At 54.5% G+C, this 17274-nt stretch carries 18 protein-coding genes and 1 tRNA gene; 7 read left to right on the plus strand and 12 right to left on the minus strand.

Features of this window, described 5'->3' with window-relative positions:
* Positions 1–9: 9 nt before the first annotated feature.
* Positions 10–303, minus strand: coding sequence for a co-chaperone GroES (locus tag MMS95_RS12370; RefSeq protein WP_004929661.1), 294 nt, complete (start codon positions 301–303; stop codon positions 10–12).
* 189 nt (positions 304–492) lie between these two features.
* Complete coding sequence (locus tag MMS95_RS12375; RefSeq protein WP_004929660.1) at positions 493–981, minus strand: FxsA family protein; 489 nt, start codon at positions 979–981, stop codon at positions 493–495.
* 367 nt (positions 982–1348) lie between these two features.
* Here MMS95_RS12375 and aspA point away from each other — a divergent pair, with 367 nt between their 5' ends.
* The 6 genes from aspA to MMS95_RS12405 all read left to right on the plus strand — a co-directional run bounded on the left by aspA (position 1349) and on the right by MMS95_RS12405 (position 7320).
* Positions 1349–2785 (plus strand): aspartate ammonia-lyase, encoded by a 1437-nt coding sequence (gene aspA, locus MMS95_RS12380; protein ID WP_004929659.1) that lies wholly within the window; start codon positions 1349–1351, stop codon positions 2783–2785.
* Positions 2786–3034: 249 nt separating this feature from the next.
* Positions 3035–4336: an anaerobic C4-dicarboxylate transporter gene (locus tag MMS95_RS12385; RefSeq protein ID WP_242141741.1), complete on the plus strand. Its 1302-nt coding sequence runs from the start codon at positions 3035–3037 to the stop codon at positions 4334–4336.
* A gap of 109 nt (positions 4337–4445) precedes the next feature.
* Entirely contained in the window at positions 4446–4769 is a 324-nt protein-coding gene (gene cutA / locus MMS95_RS12390) for a divalent cation tolerance protein CutA (RefSeq protein WP_021504953.1), read from the plus strand.
* The gene (locus MMS95_RS12395; protein WP_242141742.1) at positions 4745–6469 is read left to right on the plus strand and encodes a protein-disulfide reductase DsbD; all 1725 of its coding nucleotides are present in this window, start codon (positions 4745–4747) and stop codon (positions 6467–6469) included. Before cutA ends, MMS95_RS12395 begins: the two co-directional genes overlap by 25 nt.
* A gap of 39 nt (positions 6470–6508) precedes the next feature.
* Positions 6509–7084 carry a transcriptional regulator gene (locus tag MMS95_RS12400; protein ID WP_015376374.1) on the plus strand — a complete coding sequence of 192 codons (576 nt, stop codon included), beginning with the start codon at positions 6509–6511 and terminating at the stop codon, positions 7082–7084.
* A gap of 160 nt (positions 7085–7244) precedes the next feature.
* A tRNA-Phe gene (locus tag MMS95_RS12405) sits at positions 7245–7320 on the plus strand.
* A gap of 395 nt (positions 7321–7715) precedes the next feature.
* Here the strand turns inward: MMS95_RS12405 and MMS95_RS12410 are convergent.
* Positions 7716–9044 (minus strand): MFS transporter, encoded by a 1329-nt coding sequence (locus MMS95_RS12410; RefSeq protein WP_103086369.1) that lies wholly within the window; start codon positions 9042–9044, stop codon positions 7716–7718.
* Positions 9045–9296: 252 nt separating this feature from the next.
* Here MMS95_RS12410 and MMS95_RS12415 point away from each other — a divergent pair, with 252 nt between their 5' ends.
* The gene (locus MMS95_RS12415; RefSeq protein WP_103086368.1) at positions 9297–10214 is read left to right on the plus strand and encodes a LysR family transcriptional regulator; all 918 of its coding nucleotides are present in this window, start codon (positions 9297–9299) and stop codon (positions 10212–10214) included.
* Positions 10215–10283: 69 nt separating this feature from the next.
* Here MMS95_RS12415 and MMS95_RS12420 read toward each other — a convergent pair whose 3' ends face one another.
* From MMS95_RS12420 to MMS95_RS12460, 9 genes are all read right to left on the minus strand, one after another.
* Complete coding sequence (locus tag MMS95_RS12420) at positions 10284–10571, minus strand: hypothetical protein (RefSeq protein ID WP_103086367.1); 288 nt, start codon at positions 10569–10571, stop codon at positions 10284–10286.
* 507 nt (positions 10572–11078) lie between these two features.
* Positions 11079–11624 carry a helix-turn-helix transcriptional regulator gene (locus MMS95_RS12425; RefSeq protein ID WP_232733420.1) on the minus strand — a complete coding sequence of 182 codons (546 nt, stop codon included), beginning with the start codon at positions 11622–11624 and terminating at the stop codon, positions 11079–11081.
* Positions 11625–11790: 166 nt separating this feature from the next.
* On the minus strand, positions 11791–12609 hold the full coding sequence (locus MMS95_RS12430; protein WP_134954212.1) for a PapG chaperone-binding domain-containing protein: 819 nt from the start codon (positions 12607–12609) through the stop codon (positions 11791–11793).
* A 233-nt stretch (positions 12610–12842) separates the two neighbouring features.
* Positions 12843–13331: a fimbrial protein gene (locus tag MMS95_RS12435; RefSeq protein ID WP_232733427.1), complete on the minus strand. Its 489-nt coding sequence runs from the start codon at positions 13329–13331 to the stop codon at positions 12843–12845.
* 461 nt (positions 13332–13792) lie between these two features.
* On the minus strand, positions 13793–14605 hold the full coding sequence (locus tag MMS95_RS12440) for a hypothetical protein (RefSeq protein ID WP_242141743.1): 813 nt from the start codon (positions 14603–14605) through the stop codon (positions 13793–13795).
* Between the two features lie 150 nt (positions 14606–14755).
* A complete protein-coding gene (locus MMS95_RS12445; protein WP_103086363.1) occupies positions 14756–15244 on the minus strand; it encodes a fimbrial protein in 489 nt (162 codons plus the stop codon).
* A 13-nt stretch (positions 15245–15257) separates the two neighbouring features.
* Positions 15258–15773: a fimbrial protein gene (locus tag MMS95_RS12450; RefSeq protein ID WP_050501218.1), complete on the minus strand. Its 516-nt coding sequence runs from the start codon at positions 15771–15773 to the stop codon at positions 15258–15260.
* A 13-nt stretch (positions 15774–15786) separates the two neighbouring features.
* Positions 15787–16449: a fimbrial protein gene (locus MMS95_RS12455; protein ID WP_103086362.1), complete on the minus strand. Its 663-nt coding sequence runs from the start codon at positions 16447–16449 to the stop codon at positions 15787–15789.
* Positions 16450–16486: 37 nt separating this feature from the next.
* Positions 16487–17245 (minus strand): fimbria/pilus periplasmic chaperone, encoded by a 759-nt coding sequence (locus tag MMS95_RS12460; protein WP_103086361.1) that lies wholly within the window; start codon positions 17243–17245, stop codon positions 16487–16489.
* Between the last annotated feature and the right edge of the window lie 29 nt (positions 17246–17274).

The following is a 17274-nucleotide window of genomic DNA, read 5'->3' on the forward strand; positions in this document are numbered from 1 at the left end:
AAAGCGCAATTACGCTTCAACAATTGCCAGAATGTCGCTTTCGGACATGATCAACACTTCTTCATTGTCGATCTTCTCTGCTTTCACGCCGTAGCCGTCGTTGAAAATCACGATATCGCCAACTTTCACATCCAGCGGTTGGATGTTGCCGTTTTCCAGCACACGCCCTTTACCCACTGCAACCACTTCACCGCGAGTGGATTTACCCGCAGCAGAGCCAGTCAGGACGATGCCGCCAGCAGATTTTGATTCAACTTCTTTGCGCTTGACGATAACGCGGTCATGCAATGGACGAATACTCATTGAACGCTCTCCTGTAAGAAGGTCTCTATCAGATTTAGGGTTGTACACCGGATGGTTGTTATTACCGGCCTCGTGGCATTTGAGATGGGGGCGTTCCAGCCCCCTTCAAGGGGGCTAACGAAAAAAATTTCGCATTTTTGGTTCGGCGAGTGCCGCAGAGATGAAAAACGCGGCCTGGGCCGCGTTTGCTTAACGATCGTGAGGTTTGCGATCCTCGTCCGGGCGGTGTTCCAGCACCGGGCGCTCGTCGTCCTTACGCTGGAATTCGCCGTCAAAGGTGTTGCCATTGGCGGCGTCGCCGCCCGTCCAACCGCCGGGGCGATACACCGACAGATGCGGCATCAGCTTCAGCGTCAGCGATTTTTGCACCGGCGGCAGCAGCAGCAGCAGGCCGAGGAAGTCGGTGAAGAAGCCCGGAATCAGCAGCAGGAAGCCCGCCAGCACCAGCGAAACGCTTTTCACCATTTCCGCCGCCGGGCTTTCGCCGGCCGCCAGTTTTTGCTGCATCTGCACGAAGGTTTTCATGCCCTGATTGCGCACCAGCGAAATGCCGACGCAGGAGCTGAACACCACCAGCAACAGGGTGACAGCCACGCCGAGCACGGCGGCGACTTTGATAAAGATGGATATTTCTATGTAAGCCAGCAGAAATATCAGCAGTAGCGGTAACCAGCGCACCTGGTTCTCCTATCGGTAGGTAAAGCGCGGCCGCCACGGGGCGACGGCGCGAAAAAAGAGGCCGTAAACGGCCGACACCATTACAATGAGGGCATCCCCCCACCATTTCAACCGAGAGCCGGTTTTTATTGCTAAAGTTCACAAACGTGAAAGAAGTCACAGAACCGGAAAAGGGCATATCCTTAAACACCATAAGGTGATCTGGATTCAGTCATTTCTTATCAACCAGCATATGATCTGGGCAGCAACGGGCGATTTGGTTAATCGTTTCACGCCCCAAGCCTTCGGCAATATTAATTTAGGCTGTGCCCTTTAGCCTTGACCTGACAAATTATTAATTCGGCAGCAACACATAGAGAAGGTTCTCATGTCAAACAACATTCGTATCGAAGAAGACCTGTTAGGAACACGTGAAGTCCCCGCAGACGCTTACTACGGAGTTCACACTCTGCGTGCGATTGAAAACTTCTACATCAGCAACAGCAAAATCAGCGATGTTCCCGAGTTCGTTCGCGGCATGGTGATGGTGAAAAAGGCCGCGGCGATGGCCAACAAAGAACTCAAAACCATTCCGCGCAAAATCGCCGACGTGATCATCCAGGCCTGCGACGAGGTGCTGGATAAAGGCAAGTGCATGGATCAGTTCCCGGTGGACGTATTCCAGGGCGGCGCGGGCACCTCGCTGAACATGAACACCAACGAAGTGCTGGCGAACATTGGCCTGGAGCTGATGGGCCACCAAAAAGGCGAATACCAGTACCTGAATCCGAACGATCACCTCAATAAATGCCAGTCCACCAACGACGCCTACCCGACCGGGTTCCGCATCGCGGTGTACGCCTCCAACCAGAAACTGATCGACGCCATCAACCAGCTGCGCGAAGGCTTCGATCGCAAGGCGAAAGAGTTCGAAACCATCCTGAAAATGGGCCGCACCCAGCTGCAGGACGCGGTGCCGATGACCCTCGGCCAGGAATTCCACGCCTTCAGCGTGCTGCTGAACGAAGAGACCCGCAACCTGCACCGCACCGCGGAGCTGCTGCTGGAAGTGAACCTGGGCGCCACCGCCATCGGCACCGCGCTCAACACCCCGGAAGGCTACCAGCCGCTGGCGGTGCAAAAACTGGCGGAAGTCAGCGGCCTGCCGGTGGTGCCAGCGGAAGACCTGATCGAAGCCACCTCCGACTGCGGCGCCTACGTGATGGTGCACAGCGCGCTCAAACGCCTGGCGGTGAAACTGTCCAAAATCTGTAACGACCTGCGCCTGCTCTCCTCCGGCCCGCGCGCCGGCCTGAACGAAATCAACCTGCCGGAGCTGCAGGCGGGATCGTCCATCATGCCGGCCAAAGTGAACCCGGTGGTGCCGGAAGTGGTCAATCAGGTGTGTTTCAAGGTGATTGGCAACGACACTTGCGTTACCATGGCGGCCGAAGCGGGCCAGCTGCAGTTGAACGTGATGGAGCCGGTGATCGGCCAGGCGATGTTCGAGTCGATCCACATCCTGACCAACGCCTGCTACAACCTGCTGGAAAAATGCATTAACGGCATCACCGCGAATAAAGAAGTCTGCGAACACTACGTCTTCAACTCGATCGGTATCGTCACCTATCTGAACCCGTTCATCGGCCACCACAACGGTGACATCGTCGGGAAGATCTGCGCCGAAACCGGCAAGAGCGTGCGCGAAGTGGTGCTGGAACGCGGCCTACTGACCGAAGCCGAGCTGGATGACATCTTCTCCGTGGAGAACCTGATGCACCCGGCCTATAAAGCCAAACGCTATACGGATGAAAATGAACAATAACAGACCTACCCGGTAGCCCTGAAAGGCACGCTAAATCCTCTGGATAGCGTGCCTTTTTACTTTTAGGCGCCCACAAAATTTTAACGTTTTATTTTCAATTTACACCCTAAATCATTGGGACTGCATCAAGGCGGCAAGAGCGCAAGTCCCCAGGAGCTTACTCAAGTAAGTGACTGGGGTGAGTGCTCGCAGCCAACACCGATGCAGTTTCAAGGATGACGGGAAATCTCATTTTAAGGAGTAAACACTATGCTAGCCTTGGAATTGGTTATCGTTCTGCTGGCCATCTTTTTAGGGGCCAGGTTGGGCGGTATCGGTATCGGGTTCGCGGGGGGGTTGGGCGTTCTGGTCCTGGCGCTGATCGGCGTCAAGCCGGGCAGCATCCCTTTCGACGTGATTTCCATCATCATGGCGGTGATCGCGGCGATCTCCGCGATGCAGGTCGCCGGGGGGATGGACTACCTGGTGCAGCAGACCGAAAAGCTGCTGCGCAAGAACCCCAAACATATCACCATTCTCGCCCCTATCGTCACCTACTTCCTGACCATCTTCGCCGGCACCGGCAACATCTCGCTCTCGGCGCTGCCGGTGATCGCCGAGGTGGCGAAAGAACAGGGCATCAAGCCTTGCCGGCCGCTGTCGACCGCCGTGGTCTCCGCCCAGATCGCCATCACCGCCTCGCCGATTTCCGCCGCGGTGGTGTACATGTCTTCGGTGATGGAAGGCCACGGCGTCAGCTACCTGCACCTGCTGATGGTGGTGATCCCGTCCACCTTCTGCGCCATGCTGGTGATGTCGCTGCTGGTGACCTGGCTGTTCGACTCCAAGCTGTCTAACGATCCGGTCTACCTGAAACGCCTGGAAGAGGGCCTGATCACCCTGCGCGGCAACAACGCGCTGGCGATCAAACCGCGCGCCAAAGCCTCAGTGCTGCTGTTCCTGCTGGGCGTACTGTGCGTGGTGGCCTACGCCATCATCAACAGCCCGGGCCTGGGCCTGGTGGCCAAGCCGCTGATGAACACCACCAACGCCATCCTGATCATCATGCTGAGCGTCGCCACGCTGACCACCCTGCTGTGCCGCGTCGACACCGACATGGTGCTGAACTCCAGCACCTTCAAGGCCGGCATGAGCGCCTGTATCTGTATCCTCGGCGTCGCCTGGCTGGGCGATACTTTCGTGCAGGCCAACATCGACTGGATCAAAGAGACGGCCGGCAGCGTCATTCAGGCGCACCCGTGGCTGCTGGCGGTGATCTTCTTCTTCTGCTCGGCGCTGCTGTACTCGCAGGCCGCCACCGCCAAGGCGCTGATGCCGATGGCGCTGGCGCTGAACGTGTCGCCGCTGACCGCCGTCGCCTCCTTCGCCGCCGTTTCCGGCCTGTTCATCCTGCCGACCTACCCGACACTGGTCGCCGCGGTGCAGATGGACGATACCGGCACCACGCGCATCGGCCGCTTCGTGTTCAACCATCCGTTCTTCATTCCCGGCACCATGGGCGTGATCTTCGCGGTGGTATTCGGCTTCCTGCTCGGCAGCGTCATGCTGTAATGCTTTGACCGGGGCTGCGGCCCCGGTTTTCCTTCTGGCGATAAACTCGCCTTCTAGCCAATCCGCCTTCAGGGTATAGTGCTCATTCGAACCGATGAGAGGGCTGAAGATGTCTGATTGCGAAGCTGTCGTCATACTCTGTACCGCACCCGATGAAGCCAGCGCCCAGGAACTGGCGGCGCGGATCCTGGGCGATAAGCTGGCGGCCTGCGCCACGCTGCTGCCCGGCGCCACCTCGCTGTATTACTGGGAAGGGAAACTGGAACAGGAATACGAGGTGCAGATGCTGTTCAAAAGCGATCGCCGCCGTCAGCAGGCCCTGCTCGACACCCTGAAACAACATCACCCCTACCAGACGCCCGAGCTGCTGGTATTGCCGGTGATGGCCGGAGATAAAGACTACCTGTCATGGATCAACGCTTCATTAAACTGATTTTGCTGCTGTGCTGCCTGTTCTTCCTGCCGCAGGCGGCGCAGGCTTCGCTGTTCGCACCGACGGGCGGCAGCCAGTTCGTGCCCGTCGATCGGGCCTTCGCTTTCGATTTCAAACAGCAAGGCAACCAGGTAACGCTGAACTGGCAGATCCGCCCCGGCTATTACCTGTATCGTCAGCAGATCAAACTGGTGCCCCAGCAGGCAACGCTCGGCGCGTTTACCCTGCCCGAAGGGCTAAGCCACAAGGACGAGTTCTTCGGCGAAGTGGCGATTTTCAAACAGCAGCTGAATCTGCAGGTGCCGCTGCAACAGGCGGCGGCCAACGCCAGCCTCAGCGTCACCTATCAGGGCTGCGCCGAGGCCGGCTTCTGCTATCCGCCGGAAACCCGGGTCATCCCGCTGGACGCGGTCAGCGCCGGCGCTGCCGCGCCGCTCCCGGCGGCTGCCTCTGAGCCAGCCGAACAATCCGCAACACCGGCCAGCCTGCCGTTCTCGCCGCTGTGGGCATTGCTGATCGGCATCGGCATCGCCTTCACGCCGTGCGTGCTGCCGATGTACCCGCTGATCTCCGGCATCATTCTCGGCCGTGACCGGCCGCAAAGCAGCGGCCGCATTCTGGCGCTGGCGGTGGTTTACGTGCAGGGCATGGCGCTCACCTACACCCTGCTCGGGTTGGTGGTGGCCGCCGCCGGGCTGCAGTTCCAGGCGGCGCTGCAGCATCCTTATGTCTTGATCGGCCTGTCGGTGCTGTTCATCGCCCTGGCGCTGTCGATGTTCGGCCTCTATTCCCTGCAGCTGCCTTCCGCACTGCAAACCCGGCTGGCTAACTGGAGCAACACCCAGCGCGGCGGCTCGCTGACCGGCGTGTTCCTGATGGGCGCCCTGGCCGGGCTGATTTGCTCGCCCTGCACCACCGCGCCGCTCAGCGCCATCCTGCTGTATATCGCCCAGAGCGGCAATCTGTGGGCCGGCGGCGGCACGCTATACCTGTACGCGCTGGGGATGGGCATTCCGCTGGTGATCGTCACCCTGTTCGGCAACCGCCTGCTGCCGCGCAGCGGCCCGTGGATGCAGTACGTGAAAGAGGCCTTCGGCTTCGTCATTCTGGCGCTGCCGGTGTTCCTGCTGGAGCGAGTGATCGGCGATCTGTGGGGCATGCGCCTGTGGAGCCTGCTCGGCCTGGCGTTCTTCGGTTGGGCCTTCGCCCTGAGCCTGAGAAGCGCGCGCGGCTGGGCTCGCGCCCTGCAACTGCTGCTGCTGGCGGCGGCGGTGATCGCCGCACGGCCGCTGCAGGACTGGGCTTTCGGCGCCGACCAGGCGCAGCACGCCGCTCAGCCACACCTGGCCTTTACCCGCATCAACAACGTCGCACAGCTCGATCTGGCGCTGCAACAGGCGCGCGGCAAGCCGGTGATGCTGGATCTGTACGCCGACTGGTGCGTAGCCTGTAAAGAATTCGAGAAATACACCTTCAGCGATGCGGCGGTGCAGGCGAGCCTGGCCAACGCGGTGCTGCTGCAGGCGGATGTGACCGCCAACAGCGCGGAACAGGCGGCGCTGCTGAAGCATCTGCAGGTGCTGGGGCTGCCGACGATCCTGTTCTTCGATCCGGCGGGCCAGGAACTGACGGCGCAGCGGGTCACCGGTTTTATGAAGGCGGAAGCCTTCAACGCGCATTTGCAGAAAGTGATGCGATAACTGACACTGAAGATCGGAAGTGAATGGGAGGAAGCACAAGTGCAACGTGAACACGTCCTTGATACCGCGCTGGGTCTGTTGGAACAACAGGGCCTGGCGACCGCCACATTAGAGATGCTGGCGGAAAAACTCGACGTTCAGCCCGGCGATCTCAAACGGTTCTGGCCGGATCGCGAAGCGCTGCTGTACGACTGCCTGCGCTACCACGGCCAACAGATCGACACCTGGCGCCGCCAGCTGCTGCTGGACGAAAATCTGAGCCCGCAGCAAAAGCTGCTGGCGCGCTATGACGTGCTGGCGGAATACGTGCAGCAAGACCGCTATCCCGGCTGCCTGTTTATCGCCGCCTGCAGCTTCTTCCCGGAAACGGACCACCCGATCCACCAGCTGGCGGAGCAGCAAAAGCTGACCTCGCTGGAGCTGACCCGCGAACTGCTGCGCGACATGGATGCCGACGACGCCGACATGGTGGCGCAGCAAATGGAGCTGATTCAGGAAGGCTGCCTGAGCAAACTGCTGGTAAAACGCCAGCTCCAGGACGTATCGGTCGCCAAACGGCTGGCGGAAGACATCTTGCAGGTGGCGCAGTGCCGCCGCAACGGGGCGTTGAGCTGAACCGGCAGGGTTGGCAGCGCCACCAACCCGAGGCGATAGCCCCAACAGGCGCATTTTTTGCGCCCTTTGCCTGAAAAGCCAGCAACCGGAGGCATTTTCGCGTATTTCACGCATAAAGCCGTTGACGGCTTTCGGCCAATACGGTTTAATGCTGCCCGTTGCCCGGATAGCTCAGTCGGTAGAGCAGGGGATTGAAAATCCCCGTGTCCTTGGTTCGATTCCGAGTCCGGGCACCATATTCAGAAGAACCCGCCTATGGCGGGTTTTTCGCTTTCTGGGGTACGGACTCTCCATCGAACTGCGTTCGATTATTCGGCCAGAGGCCTCACCCTGCGGGCCAGCGCTGAAGCGCTGTTCAACGCGGCGCCAGCGCCGGTTGTCCGAGTCCGGGCACCATATTTAGAGAACCCAGCCTATGGCTGGGTTTTTCGCTTTCTGGGATACGGACTCTCCATCGAACTGCGTTCGATTATTCGGCCAAAGGCCTCACCCTGCGGGCCAGCGCTGAAGCACTGTTCAACGCGGCGCCAGCGCCGGTTGTCCGAGTCCGGGCACCCTATTTAGAGAACCCAGCCTATGGCTGGGTTTTTGCTTTTCAGAGACAGAACTCTCCATCCCTCCCATGGCTTTTTCAGGATGCCGCCAGGCGCGGATTAACGAAAAGCAGGCAGACCGCTGCCAGCAGCGACGGCAGCGCGAAAGCCATAAAGTTTTGCTGCAGCGTCAATTCACTATCAATCAATACACCGCCCATGAAGGGCCCCAGAATCGCGCCAATGCGACCAATACCTAACCCCCACCCAAGACCCGTTGAAGTCATGGTTCCAGGATAGAAACGGGCGACATAGGAACTCATCGCGATTTGCGTACCAATAGTGCTTGCACCTGCAATAATCAGCAGCGAATACAGGATGTACACCGGCGTCTGAGTACCCAACAACACTAAAGTGGCGGCACCCAGCAAAAAATACCCAATAAGAATACGTCTTCCATTCATTCGGTCCATCAGCCAGCAACTGCTCAACGCCCCGACAATGGTGCCCAGATGCAGCGCAAACAGGAACGACAGGCTGGAGCCTAATGGATAGCCAGCCTGCAACATCAACTTAGGCAACCAGGAGGTCATGCCGTAGATGACAAACAGCGACATGAAGAAAACCAGCCAGAACATCAACGTACTTAAGCCTCTGCGTTCAGCGAACAGATCCTTCAGGGTCGCCTTTCCCGCTTTTATACCTGCCGAGGAAGAGCTGATAAACTTCGTACCGGGTTGATGGATATAGTCTGGCGCAATCTTTTCCAAAAGGCGTTTTAAACGGTCATGCTGTTCGGTTTTCACTAGAAATGCCGCCGATTCGGGCAGGTGGTTTAACATCCACGGCAAAACAATGAGTGGCAAAGCGGCAATATAAAATATAGATTGCCACCCCGCGACCGGGATCAAATAAATGCCTGACAGCGCCGCGAGCATGCCGCCGATGGAATAACCACTAAACATCAGCCCAACCATCAGGCTCCGCTTACTTTTAGGTGAATATTCGCTGGTGAGGGCCGTAACGCTGGGCATAACGCCTCCCAGCCCCATGCCGGCGATAAAACGACACCAGCCGAATTGGCCGGCATTAACGCTAAAGCCGCAAAGAAAAGTAAATAAGCTAAAGGTGATAATACACAAACTAATGGTTTTCTTCCTTCCTATTTTATCTGAGAGCGGACCCAATAAAATCGCGCCGAGCATCATGCCTACTAAGGTATAACTGCCCAGCAGGCCCGCCTGAGCCGCAGTGATGCCCCAGTTCACCATGAGCTCAGGCAGGACCACACCCAGTACAGCAAGATCGAAACCGTCAAAAACAATAATAAAAGCGCACCATAACACCGTGAGTCGGTGCATATTATTCAGTTTTGCATTATCTATTATTGGATTGATATCCACGACACAAATATTAGCCTGAGACATATGCCCTCCTGAAAATGAAATCAGCACCAACCATAAATATCAGAGCAAACAACCAATAACAGGTTGAGCTTATGTATTTCACTTATATAGACGAATTGAATTCAGCTAAAAAACTTATTCTTTAATAAATATTAAAAACTACCTATGATGAGTGGACAATACATATTTTATTTTCATCCGCGACGATATCGCTCATGGGCGCACTCGTCTAACACCCATTTTGCATCGTATTGATACCTTAAAGGCATAATCGTGGAGCTGCGTCATTTACGCTATTTTATCGCCGTCGCGGAAGAGCAGAATTTCAGCCGGGCGGCTGAGCGGCTGCATATCAGCCAACCGCCGCTCAGCCGGCAAATTCAGCAGTTGGAGGCGAGCCTGGGGGTGAGGCTGTTTAAACGCGGCTCGCGTCCGCTGGTGCTGACCGCAGCCGGTCGCTTTCTCTATGGGCACGCACTGCAATTCCTGGCGCAAAGTCTCGAATTGAAGACCATGACCCAGCGCGTGGGGCAAGTAGAGCGCCCGCTATCGCTCGGTTTTGTCGCCTCAACGCTCTATGACATCCTGCCGCAGCTGATTCGCCGTTTCCGCACCGCTCACCCCGAAGTGGGTCTGAGCCTGCATGAAATGACCACTCTGGAACAGATTCGAGCGCTCAAGGAAGGGAAAATTGATGTAGGATTCGGCCGCATTCGCCATGAAGACATGCATATACGCCGCATTATCCTGCGAGAAGAGCCTCTGATGGCGGCCTTAGCGGCCGATCACCCGCTGGCGCGTTCGGAGGGATTAACGCTGCGCGCCCTACAGGCGGAAACGCTGATCGTTTACCCGCAAACGCCGCGCCCAAGCTTTGCCGATCAGGTGCTGGCGACCTTTCGCGATCGTGCGTTAGTCCCCAGAAAAATCATGGAGGTGCGGGAACTGCAGGTCGCATTGGGGCTGGTCGCCGCAGGTGAAGGCATCGCGTTGGTTCCCCACTGCCTGCACAGCCTGAAGCGCCCGGACGTGGTCTACAACGCATTGAACGAACAGCGCCTGGTTTCCCCGATCATCATGAGCATCCGGCAGTTGGATGAATCTGAAGATATCAAGACACTGTTGCGGATGATTTACACCCTGTATGACGAACAAGGCATTGCCTACATCAAGCCTGAACGGCAAGATTGAGATACCTATGGCGGGCAAAACGAAGAAAAAGCCCGCCATAGTCGTGGCGGGCTTGACTACATACACTCCTTATTGGCAAATCGAAGCGTATTTCTTCATAAACGGGCTGGCGCAAATTGACGCGTAAATGTCTTTTTGCAGTTGGCTGGCGCTAGAATCCGGCTTTTGCGAACCGCCAACGTTTACACCGGTGCCGTTGTTGCCGTTAGTGCTGCCGTTAATGCTCACGTCAACTGAAGCACCGTTGCCGCTGCCGATATTGCCATTAAGACCACCGTCGATCACCAGCTTGGCCTGAGCCAGCTGCGAACACATCAGCATTGTGCAACCCAGCAATGCAATTTTTTTTCTCATCATGTCCTTCTCCTTGTTTATTGAATTACCCGTTTGTATTTATTTCCCTGTGCGGCAGACCCTGTACCGGTTTCCTGTTGCGGCTAACGCCCTCTTTCACCTATCGCCAATCGCCTTTTCTTCATGCGCTGGTCGTGTTTGAAAAACACATATAAACTCAGAAAAAACAAAAAAATCGCCAGATAAAAAAGATCCAATTTACCATCCCTGGGTACATCTCGGCACCACACAAATATAATATTCACTTGATAAATAGTTTTTCATAACTCATAAGCCATAGCGCGTTATGAGCCAAAAAAAGCAGGGCTAACCCCTGCTCATCGATAAATAGCCATTAATAAATCTACCGTATTTTTTCACAACCTGTGCGACGTGCTTGTGAACTATCTTTTAAAGTTTAACATTCACGCCATTAGTATGTTAAAAGCACATAGCCATCTCATTAAAATTGAAAATAACATGAGATGTCAGAATAACAAAAAAGAAGAATTAGAGTATCCCTCATCAAGGTTAAGAATATTCTCCCTCCTGGGACAACAGCCAATAAATAAACTCATGATTGCGGCTTAACATCAACTTGCTCATAACCGATCGTTTATGACTGTGCACGGTTTTTACGCTGACGCCTAACAGCCTGGCGGTTTGCGATTGATCGACCCCGCTGCGGAGATAGTTCACCACCTGCCATTCGCGCTGGGTCAGGCGCTGAGGTTTGACAAGAACAGAGTCAGAACCAGACAATGCCTCATTCAGCAACTCAAACAGCTTGATCTGATCATCCGTGCGGTAAAGCACGCGCACAGCATCTTTCACAGCTGAAATAGGCCGTTCTTTAACGGTGACGACCTGCGGAGCGCCGCCTTGGCTCGTTCTGCGCCAGCGCTGGGCGCGCCGCCGGGAGGAGGCAAGCACCATATCAGGCTGTTCCGCAGCGCCCGGGGCTAAAAAGCAGATGGTTCTATTATTTCTCTTCGCATATTTTTCAATACTGAGCCGCAGGCCCTCGGCAAAATAACGGTTCTCGTCGTCAATGACAATGTTAATATTACTCATCATTATCACCTCTCTCTATCCTGTGGAAAAATTATCTTGGAGGTTATAACTTATTACCCCCCCCTGAAAAAGTTCGTTAGAATTAACAATACCCTCATCAGTCTTTATCAAACTTACTTTTATTAACCAATTATTTAGTTTACTTTCATATCAATAAGAGAGACATGAGCTATGGCAAAGCAATTATGATGGTTTTTGAACCCTGAAATGTTCCCGTACTACCTTCATAACCAGCCAACGTGGAGGTCAAGCTCAGTGAAATCCCCGTCGGTGTAGCCGTCACCACCTTCCCGTTGCCTATATTTACGCCGTCCACCTGCAAGTCGCTGCGAAAACCGCCAACTCCATTGAAAAAAATACTGCCGGAATTATCTGCCGACACGATGCGCACCTGCAAATCAGAGCTGCACTGCATATTCAACGTAGCTTTGGCCATATTCCCGTTGGTCTTTTCCGGGCTGAGTACGCCGTGCCTCAACTCAATATTCGGCAGATAAAAATCACAGTAAGTAGGGGTAATCGGGTGCTTGCAAAAATTTGGGCCGCCAGGTAAGCGCAAATATAGAGAGCCCCCACCAGTGTTAAGATAGCCAAGGAAGAAACATATTGTCCCCCCTCCACCAGCAGTTCTGCCGGTAATTGTTCTATTAAATAAACCTTGTTGTATCAGATACTCGCCCAACTCACCCAACGTTTTCTTTTCTCTTGCTTGCGCATCTAACCATATAGCCTCGTCAGGGTTTCTTATTCCAAAAATATCAGAATATAGGATATAGAGCTCACAAGCATCGCCACCTGGACAGTGATACAGTGGGTTACTGGTCATATTGCCAGTATCCCATGACGTTATCCTGGCTCTAATTTCATAAATATTCCCCGGAAACACCTCCGTCTCTATCTCCCAGGGAGATGAATACGCTGGCAAAGATACAGTCAGTGACAACGAAAATAAGATTTTAAAAATAAAATCCTTTAGTCCATTATTCATTATACGCCCTCAACCACGATTATCTGTAACTTGTTAATAAGCCTTCAGTAAAGTCCAATGTCGTCAGTCTAGAGAAAGTCTCCGCCACGACCGTTCATTATACAGACATGCATATCGTTGCTAATTCCCACTTCATCTTTTTAACAAAAATACCCTGAAGTCGTGACAAGAAATTAATTATGCAATAAAGAACAAATCTATCACATATAGAATTAAAGAGCCTAAGCGCTCAATTAATCATAGTTTAAGGATAACGTTGAAATTGCGGTAAATTGCCCTCGTCCGATACTCTTACTATTAATAGCCTCAGGTTCACCACGCACATAAGCTTTAAGCGTAATTCTATTGTTTCCTTCCTGCAGTCGCAGTTTCCCCGAAGGCTGATTCAAGGGTAATAGCTCACCTGAAACATTCTCCAGGCCAATGGCGATGCCGCTCGCACCACCGCTACTGATAGCCAGCAACCCCGGCAACGCAACGCTTTCCGTACCGCTGAAGGAAACGCTTACCGTTTCACCAAGGCTGAGATCGCATTCCGTCAGTTGTAGGGAAAACTCTTTCCCCGCCGTACGCTGATTGAGATAGAGATATTTATCAATCACCGTGCCAAAATCCAGTTCGATATTTTCCTCTCCAGGGGGAATCACACAGGGCTCCGCCACCAGTTCACCACGGTAGTTAACAGCCACCGTAGGCGGGGCCCCCCAACCGGTATGGCTCATACACAGCAATGCCATCGCTAACGCTGTCTTTTTCATCCCTTTCTCCTGGTTGATATCGTATAAAAACGCTTATATCTGCGATGTGCATAATCAAGACGGAGTGATACCCTCCGTCACAGATGCCCACCACCAGCCACATATTTGTCCGATTCGCCAGGCAATTAATTAAAAAATCGGAAACATTACTACTCGTAAATGCCATTCTCAGATTTACAAGTACACTGTTGCTTCGCCACATATATCTGTTCACCAGGTCGTCACGCAGTACCGCGATGACGACACGGCACAGAGGGAGAGATATCTCGTTACCTATCGGTCTCCAAAATATTCTAGCCTATGGACACCTAACGTATTTATAGCAGCGCCTTGTGTGGCAAGGTAAGCAACACCTTTAAACTCCACTATAGAAATATTAGTGCTGCTGTTTTTTATGAAAGTCACGCTGGAAATACCCATACCGATTAAGGTAAAGAAACAATGATCGTTTTAGATCCCTGAAACACCCCAATACTGCCATCATATCCCATCAGCGTGGAACTTAAGGTAAGCGTTACCCCTTGGGGCGTTGCCTCAAAGACTTTCCCTTCACCTAAATCCTTGCCATCTATTTTCAGTTCACTCCGGAACTGTTTCCCACCATTAAAGTAAACGCTGCCGACTCTGTCTGCCGACATAATTCGCACCGGATATTTGGAACTGCACGTCACATGCAGCGAGGTGCTAACAGTCTGACCATTAACCTCCTCGTCGCGCAGCACGCCATGGCGCAGCTCAATCTCTTTTTCCGCCAGGTCACAATAGGTGGGATCGACCACCGGCGGAACACATTGCATCCCCCCAGGAAAACGAGCAGGGCCATAAGCCCCTCCGGGGTATCTCCCCCAATAGCCAAAAAAGATACATACATCTTTGGCACCAAAACCTTGCTTACTATAGAATTCCTTATTAAAGAGCGCTGACTGGACAAAGCTTTGCGCTAGTTCCCCCATGGTCTTGCTGGTCGTGATCCTTGGGAAGCTCACTTCATTCATGGGAGACCCCGCCGTCCAATTGGTTGTTACAAAAAAGGTGACATTACATAAATAAGAACAGCCATACAGTGGATTCGGCGTGACATCACCAGTATCCCAGTAGGTTACCTTGGCAAAATACTGTTTTTCTCTGGGCGAATACCGCACATCAGCACTCCACCCCGCCCAAGCGCCTGAGGTATATAAGAGCAGTAATATAAAAAAACTTCTCACTAAATTTAATCTGGTTAACGTGTTAACCATGATATTGAGCCTCGTTCACTGAATCTATTAAGCATATGAGGCCTGAGTCCGCTACCGAGGATATCAATTTCAGGCAACCGTAGTCACACCGGCACAAGCATCTTGTTCTCTTTCCCGTCATTTACCCTCGCGCAGTTAACAGCGGCGAACTCACTCATATTTAAGCAGGAACGATGCGGAAGCATTGAACGCACCCGGCACCAGCTCCGTATTCACTTTCCGGACAGGCACCACCTGGAAATTAAGATCCATATCAGCCAGACCGTTAATCGCACCGCCGACGCCAAGATCAACAAAAGCGCCATTTTTTTGCCACTGCGCCTTAATCCCCAACCCCTTGACATTAGTGGCCAACGCCGCCGTATCAAAACTACTGGGTTGACCGACATAGTAAATCTTATAGGCAACATCGAATCCCGCCGGGCAACTTACCTTCACCGAAAATGACTTCTTATAACGCTCCCCATCGATTTTATTAACGCCCACCGTTTCAAAATCCACGTTTATCGGTTGCCCATCATTGAGCTCGCAGGGCACATCCTCGCGTAGCGTCCCTTTGAAACTCATGTTTTCCACTGCTATCCCCTCTCGAGCAGTGATACCCAATAGGATGAGGCAAACTATGCCAAGCTTTTTCATCGTTGCCTCTCCTCTATTGATAGGCTAGCAGCAGGGTGGCGCCGGCAGTAAAGTCACCGCCGGGCAGCTTCGCATTCGCTCTTTTTACCGGAACGGCCTCTAATGGCGGAGCCTGACTACCCGAGTAGGTGAACTTCAGCCAGCTATTAATGGGCAATGGCTTCCCATCAGAACGAAATGCCACCCCGAAGTCGCTGATATTAGTCCGCAGCGCGGAAGCATCGAACGCGGTCGCACCGCCTTGAATTTTCATCTGCATGGCATTGGACTTAATGCCCGAACATTTCAGCGTATAATCAACCGATTTCTTATAATTGTTGCCATCCACCTTGACCGTCAGGATCTCGCCGAAGTCCACTTCGATGGTTTTATTGTCGTTAATCACGCAAGACGGTGTTTCCAGTACGGTGACGCTGACCGTTACAGTGGTCGCCGCATTGGCCAATGGTGACATTCCCACACAGAGAAGACACATCGCCGCATTGCGCCAAAGGCTGCAACTACCGGCCGGGTTGAATATGTGCGCCATACTTCTCAACTCCTTAGTCATAGCTCAGGCTAAAATCCACCGTGGCGCGATAGGCTCCGGCCGCCAGACGGGCCGCCGTGCGTTCCGGCGCCACGCTATAGCTCAAGGTATTCTGCCCCGACGTCAGCAGCAGCGGTTCCCCGCGGCTGCCCAGCCGCACATCCTGTCCACGGCTGTCGGTAAGACGCAATCCCAACCCGGCAACACCCTGAGCCCTGACCAGCTGCGGATTATCCGCATCCTGCCCGGCGCGGAAAGTGACCGTTACCGCCGGTTGATCATTGGCCCAGGTTAAGGCGCCGGTGCGTGAATCCCGGCTGCCGGCCGGGCTGCGCAGGCAGTCTCTCAGCCGTAACTCAAAGGCTACCGGCGCGCCGCGGTCACCAATATTCTGCAGGCGCCCGGTGCCGATCTCCCCCAGGCTGATAACCTGCCACGCGCTTTCCATCTCCAGCCGACAGGCGCTCTCCGTCAGCGCGCCGTGCACCTGCAGCACGCCATTGGCGCCGTCGGTGTACCAGTTATCCGCCACCTGCCCTTGCGCAGCCGGCATCAGCCACAGCATCGCCCCGAGGGTGAGGGGCACCATCAGCGCCAGCCCGCCCAAGGTGCCGTAATACCGACAGTCGTGACGCTCCGGCAGGTGTTTTCTCAGTTTCTCGCTCATCCATTGCATCTTTATTCCTCCCGATGACCCGCCGCAGCCGGTGGTGTTACGACTTGCTCTTTTCCGGCACGACCTGGCAGGCGCTGCCGCTGCAGTTAAAGCTCAGCTGCGGGCGACCGCCGTAGTCGTTGATATAGGTCAACACCGGGCCGTTACCCAACGCGCTGGCGTTGACGCCGAGCGGCGCACTGCTCTTCGGCGGCACCATCAACGGCTCGAAACCTTGCACGCCAGCCACGCCTTTCCTGGCCCCTGCGTCCACCAAAGTGACGTAATAAGGCGTCGGGTTATTCACCACATACTTGTCGCCCTGCTTGCTCAGCGTCAGCTGCTCTTGCCATGGCGCGGCATTCTGCTGCGGTGCAATCGCCGCCGGGCGATAGAACAGCTTGATGCGCGTCTGCAGCGCAATCTGCAGCGTATTCGGCTTGTCGCTCTTCGGCGGGATCTCACGCAGGTTGAAGTAGTAGAGCGATTCCCTGTCCTGCGGCAGCTGTTTGGTCGCCGGCAGCGCCTGAATCTTCACCTGGCTCGGCTTGCCCGGCTCCACGCGCTGCACCGGCGGCAACACGGCCAGGGGGCTCTGGATCTTGTTGCCCTTTTCGTCCTCCAGCCAGCCCTGCGCCAGGTACGGCAACTGCTTGTTCTGGTTGCTGATATTCAGGCTGACAGACTTTTCGCTGCCGTCGAAGATCACCCGGGTGCGATCCAGCGCGATAGCGGCCTGTGCCTGCGGCGCCAGCAGCGCGCCCAACAGCGCGGCGGTCAGCAATTGATGTTTGCTCATGGTAAAGTTCTTTTTCATACGTTTATCACTCTTACAGATTCAAATAG

Source organism: Serratia sp. PGPR-27 (assembly GCF_022678525.1).
Classification (GTDB): domain Bacteria; phylum Pseudomonadota; class Gammaproteobacteria; order Enterobacterales; family Enterobacteriaceae; genus Serratia; species Serratia nematodiphila.

Excerpts from the sequence above, each read along its gene's own strand:
- MMS95_RS12370 (WP_004929661.1), bottom strand. The coding sequence starts at position 303 with ATGAGTATTCGTCCATTGCATGACCGCGTTATCGTCAAGCGCAAAGAA.
- aspA (WP_004929659.1), top strand. The coding sequence starts at position 1,349 with ATGTCAAACAACATTCGTATCGAAGAAGACCTGTTAGGAACACGTGAA.
- MMS95_RS12385 (WP_242141741.1), top strand. The coding sequence starts at position 3,035 with ATGCTAGCCTTGGAATTGGTTATCGTTCTGCTGGCCATCTTTTTAGGG.
- cutA (WP_021504953.1), top strand. The coding sequence starts at position 4,446 with ATGTCTGATTGCGAAGCTGTCGTCATACTCTGTACCGCACCCGATGAA.
- MMS95_RS12395 (WP_242141742.1), top strand. The coding sequence starts at position 4,745 with ATGGATCAACGCTTCATTAAACTGATTTTGCTGCTGTGCTGCCTGTTC.
- MMS95_RS12410 (WP_103086369.1), bottom strand. The coding sequence starts at position 9,044 with ATGTCTCAGGCTAATATTTGTGTCGTGGATATCAATCCAATAATAGAT.
- MMS95_RS12420 (WP_103086367.1), bottom strand. The coding sequence starts at position 10,571 with ATGATGAGAAAAAAAATTGCATTGCTGGGTTGCACAATGCTGATGTGT.
- MMS95_RS12425 (WP_232733420.1), bottom strand. The coding sequence starts at position 11,624 with ATGATGAGTAATATTAACATTGTCATTGACGACGAGAACCGTTATTTT.
- MMS95_RS12430 (WP_134954212.1), bottom strand. The coding sequence starts at position 12,609 with ATGAATAATGGACTAAAGGATTTTATTTTTAAAATCTTATTTTCGTTG.
- MMS95_RS12435 (WP_232733427.1), bottom strand. The coding sequence starts at position 13,331 with ATGAGCCATACCGGTTGGGGGGCCCCGCCTACGGTGGCTGTTAACTAC.
- MMS95_RS12440 (WP_242141743.1), bottom strand. The coding sequence starts at position 14,605 with ATGGTTAACACGTTAACCAGATTAAATTTAGTGAGAAGTTTTTTTATA.
- MMS95_RS12445 (WP_103086363.1), bottom strand. The coding sequence starts at position 15,244 with ATGAAAAAGCTTGGCATAGTTTGCCTCATCCTATTGGGTATCACTGCT.
- MMS95_RS12450 (WP_050501218.1), bottom strand. The coding sequence starts at position 15,773 with ATGGCGCACATATTCAACCCGGCCGGTAGTTGCAGCCTTTGGCGCAAT.
- MMS95_RS12455 (WP_103086362.1), bottom strand. The coding sequence starts at position 16,449 with ATGCAATGGATGAGCGAGAAACTGAGAAAACACCTGCCGGAGCGTCAC.
- MMS95_RS12460 (WP_103086361.1), bottom strand. The coding sequence starts at position 17,245 with ATGAAAAAGAACTTTACCATGAGCAAACATCAATTGCTGACCGCCGCG.